Source organism: Idiomarina sp. UBA4206, assembly GCF_002383015.1.
In the GTDB taxonomy this organism is placed as follows: Bacteria; Pseudomonadota; Gammaproteobacteria; order Enterobacterales; family Alteromonadaceae; genus Idiomarina; species Idiomarina abyssalis.
Window position 1 is genome coordinate 48,334 of record NZ_DFTS01000043.1, and the last position, 692, is coordinate 49,025.

At 47.4% G+C, this 692-nt stretch carries 1 protein-coding gene; it reads right to left on the minus strand.

What is annotated here, in order from left to right; genetic code table 11:
- Window positions 1-692: paraquat-inducible protein A (locus tag B3180_RS09280; RefSeq protein WP_286844190.1), on the minus strand; the 692-nt coding region annotated here is incomplete at both ends.

A 692-nucleotide genomic window follows, 5' to 3' on the forward strand; every position in this document is an offset into this window, starting at 1 on the left:
TACAGGCCTATCGCCGGCCTGCCATAATTCAGTAACCCCGCCAATAATGGTTGCAGGCTGCTCGTTGCCAAACCGTACCGTTTCCATTACCGGCAGCCAGTGCGCTGGAATTAGCATAATAGCGCCAGCAAAAATTAATGCCAAAGTTGTCCCCGGCTTCCGCCACCACGCTGTTTTCTGCGGCTCGGTGCATTGGTAACATTTATCGGCGTCTTTAGCGTTTAAGGCATGGCAAAGTGGGCAGGTCTGCAAATCCTGCTCATTTGCTGTCATTCCAGCTTGCACATGTATATTGGGTCGGGATGCCGCCATATAGTAGTCCCATATCGGTGTACGTTTAGCTCGCTCGTACACATACAATAGTAGAACGACAAAAACACTGAAGCCCCAAAACCCCTCAAGTAAACGAACCTCTGCCAGACCCGATATTTTTACCAAAGACACCAAGGTCCCGAGTAAAAAAACATCAGTCATTAGCCAGGGTTTCAAATGCTCCATTAAACGCAGGAAGTATCGGTTTAATCGGTTACTGCCCGAATTATGGATCTGACTGTACACCCATATAAGGCTAACAAGGTACAAAACGGGAATTAGAATAACAGTCAAAAGGACTAAAACGGCCAATACTTTTTCGTGAAAAAAGGAAAGCTGCCAGGCTGCATCCATCAACGTCATCGATTGCTCAGAGCCGG